The sequence below is a fragment of the Aeromonas sp. S8(2024) genome (assembly GCF_041403085.1).
GTDB lineage: Bacteria > Pseudomonadota > Gammaproteobacteria > Enterobacterales > Aeromonadaceae > Aeromonas > Aeromonas dhakensis.
Genome location: NZ_JBGLRF010000001.1, coordinates 823,457 through 836,915 on the forward strand (window position 1 = coordinate 823,457; position 13,459 = coordinate 836,915).

The following is a 13,459-nucleotide window of genomic DNA, read 5'->3' on the forward strand; positions in this document are numbered from 1 at the left end:
CCATGACTTCCTATCGCACCGTTATCGGCCTTGCCGGTCACGTGGATCACGGCAAGACCTTGCTTATCAAGACTCTCACCGGCATCACCACCGCCCGCGCCCATGAGCAGGCCATCGGCATGACCCAGGATCTCGGCTTTGCCCACTTCGACGACGGTCAGGGCAACACCATAGGCGTCATCGACGTGCCCGGCCACGAGCGCTATATCCGCAATATGGTGGCGGGGCTCTGGAGTCTGGATCTGGTGCTGCTGGTGATCGCCGCCGACGAGGGGTGGATGCCGATGACCGGCGATCACCTGCGCCTGCTCAAGGCGATGGGGGTGCCGCGCCTCTTGGTCTGCATCAACAAGTGCGATCTGGTAACACCCGACGAGCTGGAACTCCTTGAAGAGAGCCTGCTGGAGCGGGTAATGGACGAGAGCGGCATGGTGCCCGACATCGTCAGCGTCAGCGCCAAGACCGGCGAGAACATGGCCGCCCTGCACGCCGCCATCGTACGCCAGTTGGAGGATATGGCCGAGCATCATGCCCCCCGCGAACAGGCCGCCCCGCGCCTCTATGTAGACCGCGTCTTTACCGCCAACGGCACCGGCACCGTGCTCACCGGCACATTGCAGCAGGGCAGCCTCAAGGTGGGGGACAAGCTGCGCCTCTACCCCGCCGATCGGGAGGTGCAGGTGCGCTCCCTGCAGGCCTATCACCAGAGTGTCGACGAGATTGGCGCCGTCTGCCGGGTGGCGGTGGGCCTTAAAAAGGTGCCCCACAAGGAGGTGGCCCGCGGCCACTGCCTCACCAGCACTGCCGGCCAGTGCGAGGCGGCAACCCACCTTATCGTGCGCCTCTGCGAGGTCGGTGGCAGCATCCGGGAACAGCGCAACCGCGAAGTTGAAATCGCCCTCGGCAGCTGGCATGGCCGGGCCCGTTTCGTGCCCATCAAGGATACCCGGCTGGCGCGGCTGATCTTTGCCAGCCCCATCCCCTGCTTCTTTGGCCAGCCGCTCGCCATCATTCGCCACGGCAGCAGCGAACTGCTGCACGGCGCCCGCATCGTCTGGTGCGGCGACATCCACCCCGCCAGACGCAAGGCGCTGCACGCCCTGCTGGGCGAGCTGCCAGATGAGCTCGAGCACTACAACCCGGCCACCCTGCAACTGGGGCTCAATGGCTATGTACTGGCCAGCCGCTTTGCGCAGCAGCCCGAGCAGGTCATCCCCCTCGGTGAGTGGCTGCTGGATAGCTGCTGGCTGGCCCAGAGTCGCGACCAGCTGCTCGCTACCCTGGCCAGCGAACCGCTCAGCGCTGCGGAGCTCACGACCCGCTTTGGCATCGCCCTGCCGGTCACTCACGCCCTGCTCCAGCAGCTCAAGAGCGAGCAGCTGGTTCGCCTGCACCATGACAAGTGGCAACCGGGCAGCGGCGAGTCGGAAGATGATTTGGGGGAAGAGGCACAGCTGGTGCTCAAGGTGGTGCGAGATCAAGGCAAGGAGGGTTATGAACCCGGTAAACTGGGCCCCGGCGGCGTGGCGCTGGATCCCTTTATCACCCAGAAACTGCCCACCGCCCTGCAGCAAGGCTTGCAACAAAAAGGCGCGTTGCAAAAGCAGCTGCGCAATCTGGCGCGACTCAAGTATCTGGTGCAGCTCGATGGCCCCATCTACTACGACGCCGAGCTTTACAACCAGATGGTCGCCGCCATGCTGGCGGGCCAGCAGGTGGGAGATCTGATCGACATGACATCCTTAAAGGAGATCACCGGTTTGTCGCGCAAATACGCCATTCCGTTCTGCCTGCGCATGGAGATGGATGGCTGGGTGCGGCGCGAGGAGAACGAGCGCCGGGTGCTGCGTTTGCCGCAGACTCAAGATGAGATGGGGCCGGCATGAGCGCTGCCATCGCCCCCGCTGGCTCTTCCCATCCTGTGGCCAACCGGCTGCGCCGCGAATTTCATATCGATGGCATAGTTCAGGGGGTCGGCTTTCGCCCCTTCGTCTATGGGCTGGCGCTGCGCCACGGCCTTGCCGGTTATGTGTTGAACGATGCCAATGGCGTCACTATCGGCGCCGAAGGATCGCCTGAGCAGCTCGCCGCCTTTGCCCGCGAACTGCGGGAACTGGCGCCGCCACTTAGCCGCATCGATCATTTCAGCGAGCGGGAACTGCCCCAAGAAGATAATCCCGACTACGACGGAGCCTTTCATATCAAGGCCAGCCAGCAGCAGAGCGCCGCCACAGTCGCCATCTCGCCGGATCAGGGGATGTGCGAGGCGTGCGCCCGGGATGTGGCCAACCCCAACGATCGCCACCATCGCTACCCCTTCACCAACTGCACCCACTGCGGCCCGCGCTACACCATCATCCGCCGCCTCCCTTACGACCGCCCCCACACCGCCATGGCCGACTTTGCCATGTGCCCGCGCTGTGCGGCGGCCTATGAAAACCCGCTGGACAGACGCTACCACGCCCAGCCAGTGAGCTGCCCCGAGTGCGGGCCCCATCTCAGCTGGCGAAATGGCCGTGGCGATGCCTTGGCCGAGCACGAGGATGCGCTGCAAGCAGCAGCAAGCGCTCTGCAAGCGGGAGCTCTGATTACGGTCAAGGGAATGGGGGGGTATCACCTGATATGTGATGCCCGCAGTGAGTCTGCTGTGGCGCGGCTTCGCCAGCTCAAGCGGCGCGTGCGCAAGCCGCTGGCGGTGATGATGGGCTCCCTTGCCGAGGCCAAATTGCATGTCACCGGCTGCGAAGACGAGTGGCAACTGCTCGCCTCTCAGGCCAGACCCATCACCTTGCTGCGCAAGCGCATTAACGATGATCGGCTCTCAGAATCCCTACTGACAACCACGCCGCTGGCCGAGGGGATCGCCCCCGGCATCCCCTACCTCGGCATCATGCTCCCCTACACACCGCTCCATCAGCTGCTGCTAGACGCCTGCGCCATGCCGCTGGTGGCCACCAGCGCCAATGGGCGCGGCAGTCCCATCCTTGTCGAGTGCGAGGCAGTGGTCAGGGAACTCGGGGGCGAGATTGACGGCATCCTGGATCACAACCGCCCCATCCTGAACCCGTGCGACGACAGTCTGGTGCATTGGGCGGGCGGGCGGTGCCAGACGTTGCGCCTCGCCCGAGGCTATGCTCCCTGCACTCCCAGCTTGCAAGAGGCGATCAAGGCGCCGCTGCTGGCGGTCGGGGCGCAGCAGAAGAACCAGCTGGCGCTCGCCTTCGGCCGCCAGCGCATCTACAGCCCCTATATCGGCGATCTGCACAGCCTGCCGATGCAGGAGCACTTCGAGCAAACCCTGGCGACCTTTCGCGATCTCTACGATCTCAAACCCGAAGTTCTGGTCTCGGACTGCCACCCCGGCTACCTCAGCCACCAGTGGGCCAAACGCTATTGCCAGGATCAGGGGGCAACCCACCTCGAGGTGCAGCACCATCACGCCCACCTGCTGGGGGTGATGGCCGAGCACAACATCACGGGCCCTGTGCTGGGGGTTGCCTTCGATGGCACCGGCCTTGGCGATGACGGCACCCTCTGGGGTGGCGAGCTGCTGCTGGCAGACGTTCAGGGATTTGAGCGGGTTGCCCACCTTGCCCCCTTCAAGCTGATCGGCGGCGAGGCGGCGATTCGCGAGCCAGTACGCCAGCTGCTGGGGCTGCTGTTTGAATCCTATGGAGTGGAGCAAATCAGCGCCCTCGATATTCCGGCGATCAAGCAACTGCCCGCTGAGCGGATCCGCAACCTGCACCAGCTCTGGCAGTTGGGTCGCAACGCCCCTTACACCAGCTCCATCGGCCGCTTGTTCGATGCCATGGCGGCGCTCTTGGGGGTGATCGATACCCCGGATTACGAGGGCGAAGCGGGGCTCTTGTTGGAGGCGGCCGCCTTGCAGCTTGCTCCCGATGAACAGCCCTTCCCCCTCGCCTTTGATCTCAGCCAATCAGCGGAGGGGCCACTGCAGATCCAGTGGGCCGAGCTGATCCATACCCTTGTCAACGAGTGGCGCCAAGGCACCTCTATCGCCAGCCTGGCCGCCGGTTTTATCCGCGCCATCAGCAATCTGGTCATCGCCCTGGCCGAGCGTTTCCCCGGCTATCCGGTGGCGCTCGGGGGGGGCGTGTTTCAAAACCGGGTGCTGATGGATCAGCTGGTGCCTGCTCTCGAAGCCGCCGGCCGGCAGGTATTGACCAGCGAAACCCTGCCGCTCAATGACGGTGGCATCGCCGCCGGTCAGCTCTGGTTTGCCATCCACCATCTTGCCACGCACCAGCCTGTCACAACCGGTTGTGCCACCTTGTCGGAGTCCTGAAATCCATGTGTCTATCCATCCCTTCTCAGGTGGTGCAACTGCACCCCGAAGATAACTGCGTCACCGTCGACACCCTGGGGGTGCAGCGGCGCGTCAGCTGCATGCTGCTCGAAGAGTCTCTCCAGGTGGGCGACTATGTGCTGCTCCATATCGGCTTTGTGATGAGCAAGATTGACCAGGAGGAGGCGCAGGCCAGCCTAGAGAGCTTCCGCCAGATGGTGGCCCTGATGCCAGAGCAGGATATCTTGCCATGCTGACCTTGAATGACCTCTTTCAGGGCTTTCGCCAGCCCCAGGTGATCCGCGCCCTCGCCGCCCAGATCACCGAACTGGCCAACGATCTGCCCGAGCCGCTGCGGGTGATGGAGGTGTGCGGCGGCCATACCCACACCATCATGAAGTACGGCCTGCACCAGCTGCTGCCCGCCAGCATCGAGTTCGTCCACGGCCCCGGCTGCCCGGTCTGCATCATGCCAAAAGAGCGCATCGATCAGGCCATCGAGCTGGCGAGCCAGCCCAGCGTCATTCTGGTCACCCTGGGGGATATGATCCGGGTGCCGGGCTCCAAAGGTACGCTGGCCCAGCAGCGCGCCAAGGGGAGCGATATCCGCCCCGTTTATGACCCCCTCGATGCCCTGCGCATCGCCCGTGAGAACCCGGACAACACCGTAGTTTTCTTCGCCATCGGTTTCGAGACTTCCACCCCGATGACAGCGGCGCTGCTGGCTGCCGCTGAAGAACAAGGGGTCGAGAACCTGCTGTTTCATATCAACCATGTGCTGGTGCCCCCTGCCATTCATGCGGTGATGGCCGACGGGGTGGCCAAGGTGAACGCCTTTATCGGCCCCTCCCACGTCAGCGTCATCACAGGTGCCGATATCTACCTGCCCATCGTCGATCGCTATCAGGTGCCGGTGGTGGTGAGCGGCTTCGAGCCGGTGGATGTGATGGAGGCGCTCTTGATGATGGTGCGCCAGAAGGTGGAGGGTCGCTACGCGCTGGAGGTGCAGTACAGCCGCGCCGTCACTGCCAGCGGCAATAAAGCTGCCCAGCGGCTGGTGGAGCGCTTTTTCGAGACCCGCGAGCACTTTCGCTGGCGAGGCCTTGGGGATATCAACGCCTCGGCCCTGCGCCTGCGCGATGCCTTTGCCAAGCGCGATGCGGAGCGCCACTTCCAGCTTGATCAGACTCCCATCGATGACCACAAGGCGTGCCAGTGCGCCGATATCCTGCGAGGGCTGGCCAAGCCAAACCAGTGCAAAGTCTTTGGCCGGGGCTGCACCCCGACCCAGCCCATGGGCAGCTGCATGGTCAGCTCCGAAGGGGCCTGCAATGCCTACTACCGATATATGGGGATCCAGGAACGATGAGAGAAATCCAACTTAGCCACGGCGGCGGCGGTGTAGAAATGAACCAGCTGATCAACCAGCTCTTCTTTCGCCACTTTGGCAACGAGATCCTGCTGCGCTGTGAGGATGCCGCCCTGCTGCCGGTAAGCGGCCCCGTCGCCTTCACCACCGACAGCTTTACCGTCTCGCCGATCTTCTTCGAGGGGGGCGATATCGGCAAGCTGGCCATCGCCGGCACGGTCAACGATCTCGCCATGATGGGGGCCAAGCCGGAATACCTCAGCTGCAGCTTTATCATCGAGGAGGGTTTCCCCTACGCCGACCTCGCCCGCATCGTCGAATCGATGGCGGCTGAACTTGCCAACAGCGGTGCCCGCATCGTCTGCGGCGACACCAAGGTGGTGCCCAAGGGGGCGGCCGACAAGATCTTTATCAACACCAGCGGGGTCGGCACTTTCCCGCTGCCCGAGCAGAGCCGGGGCATCTCGGTACGCAACCTCAAAGCCGGTGACGCCATTCTGGTGTCGCGGGATATCGGCAGCCACGGCGCCTGCATCCTGATGGCCCGCGACGCCCTGCAACTGGGATCTGATCTCAAGAGCGACTGCACCACCCTCTGGCCGCAGGTCGAAGCGCTGCTGCAGGCAGGCATTACCCCTCACGCCCTGCGCGATGCCACTCGCGGTGGCCTTGCCGCCGTGCTCAACGAGTGGAGCAGCGCCTCCCAGGTGGCCATCGAACTGGAGGAGTCCGCCATTCCGGTCTGCGATCCGGTGCGAGGCCTGTGCGAGCTCTACGGTTTCGAGCCCCATGATCTCGCCAACGAGGGAACCATGGTGCTGGCCCTGCCTGCCGAACAGGCGCAGGACGCGCTGGGCATCTTGCGGCAATTCAACCCCGCCGCCAGCCAGATCGGCGTGGTGCAGGCGAGCGATCGCCACAAGGTGATCCTGAGCAACCCCTGGGGCAGCCGCCGCTATCTGGAGCTGCCGCAAGGGGAGCTGCTGCCGCGGATCTGTTGAGCAGCCATGCCGTTCCGTCAATTACAGGGAGGAGTCACTGCTCCTCCCCATATCGGTTAAGGAGCCACCATGCACGAAATGTCTCTGGCCATGGCCGCCATCGATCTGGCGGCCGAACAGGCCACCCAGCGGGGCTTTACTAGGGTGACCGCCCTCTGGCTCGAGGTCGGCAGCTTCTCCTGCGTCGACCCGGACACCATTGCCTTCTGTTTCGAGGCCGCCGCCAAGGGCACCGCCGTCGAAGGGGCCCAGCTGCACTTTCAACACCAGGCGGCAGAGGCCTGGTGTTACGACTGCAACCAGACGGTCACCCTCACCGAGCGCGGGCAGGCCTGCCCCGAGTGTGGCGGATACAAATTACGAGTCGCGCAAGGGAACAGCCTGCGCATCACCGACATCGAGGTAAGTTGATATGTGTAGCGTATGCGGATGCGGCCAGGCGCGGATCGCCGGCCATGAGCACGATCATGAGCATCATCACGAACATGAACATGAACATGAACATCACCATGGTCATGAGCACGACCATCATCATGCTCATGACGCCCATCACCATCATGACCACGAGCAGAGTGCGCCGCGCACCCTGATCATTCACCACCACTATCACCATCAGGGGGATGTCCATCACCACTACCACGGGGTGCGGGCTCCCATAAGCCATGAGGGTCATGATCACCCCCATGATCACCCCCACGACCATCATCATGATCACGCCCACTCTCATGACCACGGCCATTCCCACGCGCATCCCCATGAACACAGCCATGACCATGACCATGACCATGACCATGACCATCAGCAGGGTGATCTGCACTACGGCAAAGGGGAAGCGGGATTGTCGGTTCCGGGCATGGGGCAGCGTCAGCTGATCGCCATCGAGATGGATGTGCTGGCCAAGAACAACGCCTTGGCCGCCCACAACCGCGAGCACTTCGACGAGGCGGCCCAGCTGGTGCTCAATCTGGTGTCGAGCCCGGGTTCAGGCAAGACCACCTTGCTGTGCGAAACCTTGCGCCAGCTGGCTAACAAGCGCCCCTGCGCGGTGATCGAAGGGGATCAGCAGACCAGCGCTGATGCGGATCGCATCCGCGCCACCGGTGTGCCTGCCGTGCAGATCAACACCGGCAAGGGCTGCCATCTGGACGCCAAGATGGTGCACGACGCCTGCCACCAGCTGCCCGCCAATGAAGGGGGCATCCTCTTTATCGAGAACGTGGGCAATCTGGTCTGCCCCGCCAGCTTCGATCTCGGCGAGAAGTACAAGGTGGCGATCCTCTCCGTCACCGAGGGGGAAGAGAAGCCGCTGAAATACCCGGACATGTTTGCCGCCGCCCAGCTGATGGTGATCAACAAGATTGATCTGCTGCCCTACGTCAGCTTTGACGTGGCCCGCTGCATCGAGAACGCCAAGCGGGTCAACCCCTATATCCAGGTGATCCAGGTCAGCGCCACCACAGGCGAAGGGATGGATGCCTGGCTCAACTGGCTGGCCAGTGCCTGAACCGGTTAAACGCCGCTGATAACGGTAGAAAACAAGAGAGGGAGGCTGATGCCTCCCTCTCTTTATCTGCGAAATCTGCGAACCTTGTCAGGCGCTCTCTCTATACCGAATAGCCAGCGTTTTATACTCGCCCCCCTCACCCTGGCCCTCTCCCCAGGGAGAGGGAACCGGTTTGTGGGTGCCGCGACTATACGACTCCCTCAACCCCCTCAGGGGGCTTCAAGCATAACAACCAGCCATATTTTCAAACCCCGAAGTTTTCCAAACCCTAAACCCTGAGCGTGGTGAGATGGCACCTTCCACTCCCTTCTCCCCTTGCGGGAGAAGGGCTGGGGATGAGGGGGGAACTAACCCTCAGGCCGCATTTTCAGCCAATACACCAGTCACGGGCTGCATCTCCCCAAAGCGCAGCACCCGATGACAGACCTGGCGCAGCAGCGCCTGCTGGTGACTGAATATCACCATGGCGAGACCGCGCTGCTCGCACTCCATCATCAACTCCCGCCAGATATGACGCTGGATTTGCGGATCCAGCTGGGCGGTCACCTCATCGGCAATCAGCAGACGGGTGCGAGGATCGAGGGCGCGCAGCAGCGCGATGCGGGCCAGCTCACCGCCGGAGAGCTGACCGGGTTTACGACCAAGCCACGCAGGCTTGACCATAAAGCGGGCCAGCATGGCCTCATCGGGGCGCCATACATCCCACAGCGCCTGCCCGGTGGTGCGATAGGGATTGAAAGTGAGTTCCGGGTGCTGGGGCACCAGCTGGATGGGGTGATAACCTTTTACCTGTTCAGGCACAGGCTGCCCATCCAGCAGGATCTGCCCTCCAGCCCCAACCGGTTGCCAACCCGCCAATACCCGCCCCAGGGTGGTCTTGCCATGACCGCTCGGCGCAGAGATGCCGACCCGCTCGCCCGCTTTCACCGTCAGCGATAACCCCTGCCAGAGGGGGCGCTCCCCCTGGGCGATAGTGAGATTTCGTAGTTCCAGCATCAGGAAACCTCCGGCGCAGAGAAGAACACGTTGAATTCCGGCAGCGCCTGCCAGTGGGCTCGGAGCATCTCGCTCCCCTGCCCCTGGCGCAGATGGTGGCAGCTCAGGGTATCGCTAACCTGGCCCTGATGCAGCGCGACGATGCGATCGGCAAAACGGGCCGCCAACGCCAGATCGTGGGTCACCCAGAGGATACCGCTGCCCTGATTGGCCAATTCACGCAACTGGGTGAGCAGCTGGCAGGCCAGCCCCTCGTCGAGCCAGGCGGTGATCTCGTCCGCCAGAATGTAGCGGGCGCCGCCAAGGGCCGCGGTGCAGGCCAGAATGCGCTTGGCCATGCCGCCGGAGAGCTGGCGCGGATAGCTGTCCAGGGTGGCGGCGGGCAGCTGGTAGCGCAGCAATTGCTGGCCGAGCCGCTCGCGAGAACCGCTCTGGCCGCAGAGGCGTGCCGCACGTCCCAGCTGACGCTCCACCGTCAGCAATGGATTGAGGGCGCTCACCCCCTGTGGCACATAGCAGAGGGTGTGGCCGCGCAGACGGGCGCGGCTGGCATCGCACAGGGGCACGCCATCGAGGGAGATGCTGCCGCGCATCCGCAGATTGTCCGGCAGCAGGGTCAGGGCGCTTTGCAGCAACAGGCTCTTGCCCTCGCCGCTCCCCCCCACCAGCGCCACGATTTCGCCGGGCGCCAGTTGCAGGCTGATATCGGTCAACAGCGGTCGCCAGCTGCGCCGCCCCAGCCAGGAGTAGTGGGCCGCCTCTATGGTCACCTGGTCAAAACTCAGCATGTATCTCCCCCAAACCCAAACCAGAGTTGTTGCAGTGCTCGGGTAGCCTGATCAAACAGCAGGACCAACGTCAGCAGCATCAGCCCAGGGAAGAGGGCCAGCCACCAGCCACCGCCGGCCAGATAACGCAGGGCATCAGCCAGCAGCAGACCAAGCGAGGCCTCGTGGGCCGCCAGGCCAAAACCGAGGAAGCTCAGCGCCGCGCTGTGCAGCACCGCGTGGGGGAACATCAGCAGGGTGCCGATAAACCACTGTGGCAACAGCCCCGGCAGCAGGTGGGTACGCCAGCGGCGCAGCGCCCCCATCCCCTGACAGCGCGCCAGCACCACGTAGTCGCTGCTGGCGATCCGCCGCGCCTCGGCACAGAGAATGAGCGCCAGCTTGGGCCAGTGGGTGAGCGCCACCGCCAGGATCACCCCGCGCATGCCGCCCCCTGCGGTAAAGCAGATCAGGATCAACAGCAGCATATGGGGCAGCGCCAGCATGGCATCGATCACCAGCCGCACCGCCGCATCGCACCTGGGGTGGATGAGCGAGAGGCTGGCCGCCACCATGGCCAGCAGCCCACTGCACAGGGCCGTGCTGATCCCCAGCTCCAGACTGGTGAGGGTACCCTGAAAGGCCCGCAACCAGAGATCCCGTCCCATCTGATCGGTGCCGAACCAGTGGGTCAGCGAGGGGGGCTGCTGGCGCGCCAGCAGATCCATCGGCACATCCTGATGAGAGAGGCTCCAGCCGTAGCTGGCCAGCAACAGCAGGCAGATCAGCGCAAAGCCAAGACGCAGCAAGGAGGGGAGCGGATTAAACAGCATGCACACCCTCCCAGCCGCGGTTGATGCGAGCCAGCAGCACCCGCGCCGCCGTGTTGCCCAAAAAAACCAGCAGGGTGCAGAAGAGCACGATTCCCATCAGCAGGGGGATATCCCCCCTGAGCCCCGCATCCACGGTGGCCTGACCGAGCCCCGGGTAGGAGAAGACCTTCTCGGCTAACAGCGATCCGCCAATCAGCTCACCGAGGGAGGCAAACTGCAGACAGATGGCCGGGGTCAGGGCGTGGCGCAGCACGTGAAAGCGCAGCATGGGCCAGCCGCCATCCCCCTGGGCGCGGGCGTAGCGAATAAAATCGCTCGCCAGCACCTCGGCCACCCGCCCCCGGGTATGCAGGGCTATATTGCCCACACCGAGCAGCGCCAGGGTCGTCACCGGCAGCAATAGATGACGCAACCGCATGGCCCAATCAACCTCATCGGCAGCGAGCCCCGGCGTCCAGGCGCAGCAAACCGGCAACAGCGGCCAATGCACCGCAAACAGGGCGAGCAGCAACAGGCCCACCCAGAAGGTGGGCAAGGAGGCGAGCAGGTAGGCAAAGCGGCAGATAAGGCGATCGGGCCAGCGATTGAGATAGCGACCGGCGCAGAGGCCCAGCAAAATCCCGAAAAAACCGGAGAGCAGCCAGGCACCCGCCAGCAGCAGGAAGGAGGCGGCAAAGCGCTGGCCTATTACCTCACCCACAGGTGCGTTGTAGAGCATGGAGTAGCCGAGATCTCCCTGCAGCACCTGGGTAAACCAGTGCCAGTAGCGCAGCCAGAGCGGCTGATCCAACCCCCAGCGAGCGGCGATGCGGGCGTATTGCTCCGGCGGCACATGGAGCAGATCGTTGCCGATATAGGCCTTGATGGGGTCGATGGGGGAGTAGCTCAGCAGCACAAAGGTGGCGACCGAAACCAGACAGAGCAACCCTGCCAGACGCAGCAGGGCTTTCAGAGTGGCAGTCATCATAGTGGACGAACTTAACGGCACGTCCACCGCCAATCCTGCAGGTTGTTGAGGAGTGACCAGCTACCGTGGATTTCCGGCGCCCCCTTGCCAAGGTCGATGCAACGGTTGGCGAGATAAGTGTGCTGCACATTGAGCAGCCAGGCCCAGGCGGCATCCCCCTGCACTCCGGCACCACGCTTGCCATCCCACTCCACCTGCTGCCAGAACGGCACGGCCGCCTGCCAGTCGGGGGCATCCAGCGCCTGCTTGAGGAGCGCATCCACCACCGGATTCTGGTAATAACCCGGGTTGTAGAACTCCACGCCGGCGGAACCGCTCTGGTAGTGATGATAGAGCTCCATGGGATCCAGGCTCCCCCACCCCATCAGCACCGGGTTGGCGTGCATCTCGCGCTCCACCTGCTCCCAGCTGCCGGACTTGAGGCTCACTTCGAGGCCGATCGGCCCCAGCATGGCCCGCACCGCTTCCGCCAGATCCCGGCGGGTGCTGTCGCCACTGGTGTACCAGAGGGTAAAGGCGGCGCGCAGGGAGCCCTTGTGGCGAACGCCGTCGCTGCCCATCTTCCAGCCTGCCTCATCGAGCAGGGCATTGGCGTGGGCTGCATCCCCATCCTTGAAGGCGGTGGCTTTGTTCAGCCAGGGCAAGCCTTCTACCGCGCTGTAGGCCGGGATGGCATGCCCTTCCAGCAGTTGATCGGCCAGCAGCTTGCGGTCGATGGCATAGTTGATGGCGCGGCGCACCGCCACATCCGAGGTCACGTCGTTGCCGATGGGATAACCCTTGGCATCTTTTTTACCAGCAGCAGGAATGGGGAAGACGATACCGCGGTTCTCCACGCTCGGCCGCACCCACAGCTTGAGGGAGGCAGGGACTGTGGGCGCCAGCGACGGGGCGATGCGCACCAGGTCGAGCTGGCTGCTCTGGGCGGCGGCATAGGCGCTCTCTTCATCGATAAAGACAAAGACCAGCCGTTTGAAGTCGTTGTTGCCACCGGCGTAATGGGGGTTCGCCTCCACCACCAGCTGCTGGCCGGGCAGGAAGCTCACCAGCCGGTAAGGGCCGGCACCGACCGGATGGCGGGCGTAAGCTTTTGCGTCGTAATCCCGCTTCGACACGATGCCGAGCGATCCCAGCACGTTGACGAAGGTGCTCTGGGGGGCGCTTAAAGATATGGCAACCTCGGTGGGCGAGAGCACCTTGGCCGAGACAAAGTTGCCCATGTCGATCTTGCCGCCGCCCTGGGCTGCGCTGTTGTAGGTAAAGGCGACGTCTTCGGCGGTGAGCGGCGCGCCGTTGGAGAATGTCAGATCCGGCTTGAGGCGGATAAGCCACCCCTTGCCGTCCTGGTTCGGGGTCACCGCTTGGGTGAGCAGGTTCTGCCAGCTGAGGTCGGCGTTTTGCTTGAGCAGCGGGCTGTGCAGCAGCAGGTAGCTGCCGTGACTCCAGCCAAGCAGCGGGTCAAACCCTTCGGTGGGCTCACTGCCGATGGCGAGCTTGAGCTCGGCGGGGACGGGCTGGGCTGCCAGCGCCATGGAAGAGAAACCGCCCGAAAGCAGGGCCAGCAAGGCGGCCGCAGTGACAGAGAGGCCTTTGCGGCTGGCGTTGCTGCCAAAGTGGCAGCCAAAGTGGCAGCCAAAGCATTGAATGGTCATAAGATCCCTTGTTCGTTTTACCACTCACTATCGAAAAAACAGGGGCACGACAGAAGCGAGT

General features: G+C 63.6%; 13 protein-coding genes. 7 read left to right on the plus strand and 6 right to left on the minus strand.

The window, feature by feature from the left end; translation table 11 throughout:
• The first annotated feature begins 2 nt into the window (after positions 1-2).
• The 6 genes from selB (at position 3) to hypA (ending at position 7,090) form a co-directional block, all read left to right on the plus strand.
• Entirely contained in the window at positions 3-1,886 is a 1,884-nt protein-coding gene (gene selB, locus ACB031_RS03500; RefSeq protein WP_371139011.1) for a selenocysteine-specific translation elongation factor, read from the plus strand.
• A complete protein-coding gene (hypF, locus tag ACB031_RS03505; protein WP_371139012.1) occupies positions 1,883-4,309 on the plus strand; it encodes a carbamoyltransferase HypF in 2,427 nt (808 codons plus the stop codon). Before selB ends, hypF begins: the two co-directional genes overlap by 4 nt.
• A gap of 5 nt (positions 4,310-4,314) precedes the next feature.
• Positions 4,315-4,566: a HypC/HybG/HupF family hydrogenase formation chaperone gene (locus ACB031_RS03510; RefSeq protein WP_371139013.1), complete on the plus strand. Its 252-nt coding sequence runs from the start codon at positions 4,315-4,317 to the stop codon at positions 4,564-4,566.
• The gene (gene hypD, locus ACB031_RS03515) at positions 4,560-5,678 is read left to right on the plus strand and encodes a hydrogenase formation protein HypD (RefSeq protein WP_371139014.1); all 1,119 of its coding nucleotides are present in this window, start codon (positions 4,560-4,562) and stop codon (positions 5,676-5,678) included. The genes ACB031_RS03510 and hypD overlap by 7 nt, the downstream gene beginning before the upstream one ends.
• Positions 5,675-6,679, plus strand: coding sequence for a hydrogenase expression/formation protein HypE (gene hypE, locus ACB031_RS03520; protein ID WP_371139015.1), 1,005 nt, complete (start codon positions 5,675-5,677; stop codon positions 6,677-6,679). Before hypD ends, hypE begins: the two co-directional genes overlap by 4 nt.
• Positions 6,680-6,748: 69 nt before the next feature.
• Positions 6,749-7,090 carry a hydrogenase maturation nickel metallochaperone HypA gene (gene hypA, locus ACB031_RS03525; RefSeq protein WP_043170815.1) on the plus strand — a complete coding sequence of 114 codons (342 nt, stop codon included), beginning with the start codon at positions 6,749-6,751 and terminating at the stop codon, positions 7,088-7,090.
• On the opposite strand, the gene ACB031_RS03530 is transcribed toward hypA, so the two are convergent.
• Positions 7,068-7,454 carry a hypothetical protein gene (locus ACB031_RS03530; protein ID WP_371139016.1) on the minus strand — a complete coding sequence of 129 codons (387 nt, stop codon included), beginning with the start codon at positions 7,452-7,454 and terminating at the stop codon, positions 7,068-7,070. The two genes, hypA and ACB031_RS03530, sit on opposite strands and share 23 nt — an antisense overlap.
• Between ACB031_RS03530 and hypB the strand changes: the two genes are divergently transcribed.
• Complete coding sequence (gene hypB, locus ACB031_RS03535) at positions 7,335-8,183, plus strand: hydrogenase nickel incorporation protein HypB (protein WP_371139118.1); 849 nt, start codon at positions 7,335-7,337, stop codon at positions 8,181-8,183. The two genes, ACB031_RS03530 and hypB, sit on opposite strands and share 120 nt — an antisense overlap.
• A gap of 354 nt (positions 8,184-8,537) precedes the next feature.
• Here the strand turns inward: hypB and ACB031_RS03540 are convergent, their stop codons facing one another.
• The 5 genes from ACB031_RS03540 to ACB031_RS03560 are packed head-to-tail and all read right to left on the minus strand — an operon-like array spanning position 8,538 to position 13,398.
• The gene (locus tag ACB031_RS03540) at positions 8,538-9,179 is read right to left on the minus strand and encodes an ATP-binding cassette domain-containing protein (RefSeq protein ID WP_371139017.1); all 642 of its coding nucleotides are present in this window, start codon (positions 9,177-9,179) and stop codon (positions 8,538-8,540) included.
• Positions 9,179-9,967, minus strand: coding sequence for an ATP-binding cassette domain-containing protein (locus ACB031_RS03545; RefSeq protein ID WP_371139018.1), 789 nt, complete (start codon positions 9,965-9,967; stop codon positions 9,179-9,181). The genes ACB031_RS03540 and ACB031_RS03545 overlap by 1 nt, the downstream gene beginning before the upstream one ends.
• The gene (locus tag ACB031_RS03550) at positions 9,961-10,779 is read right to left on the minus strand and encodes an ABC transporter permease (RefSeq protein ID WP_371139019.1); all 819 of its coding nucleotides are present in this window, start codon (positions 10,777-10,779) and stop codon (positions 9,961-9,963) included. Before ACB031_RS03550 ends, ACB031_RS03545 begins: the two co-directional genes overlap by 7 nt.
• Positions 10,769-11,773, minus strand: a complete 1,005-nt coding sequence (locus ACB031_RS03555; protein ID WP_371139020.1) for an ABC transporter permease — start codon at positions 11,771-11,773, stop codon at positions 10,769-10,771. The genes ACB031_RS03550 and ACB031_RS03555 overlap by 11 nt, the downstream gene beginning before the upstream one ends.
• On the minus strand, positions 11,758-13,398 hold the full coding sequence (locus ACB031_RS03560; protein ID WP_371139021.1) for an ABC transporter substrate-binding protein: 1,641 nt from the start codon (positions 13,396-13,398) through the stop codon (positions 11,758-11,760). The genes ACB031_RS03555 and ACB031_RS03560 overlap by 16 nt, the downstream gene beginning before the upstream one ends.
• Positions 13,399-13,459: the final 61 nt, after the last annotated feature.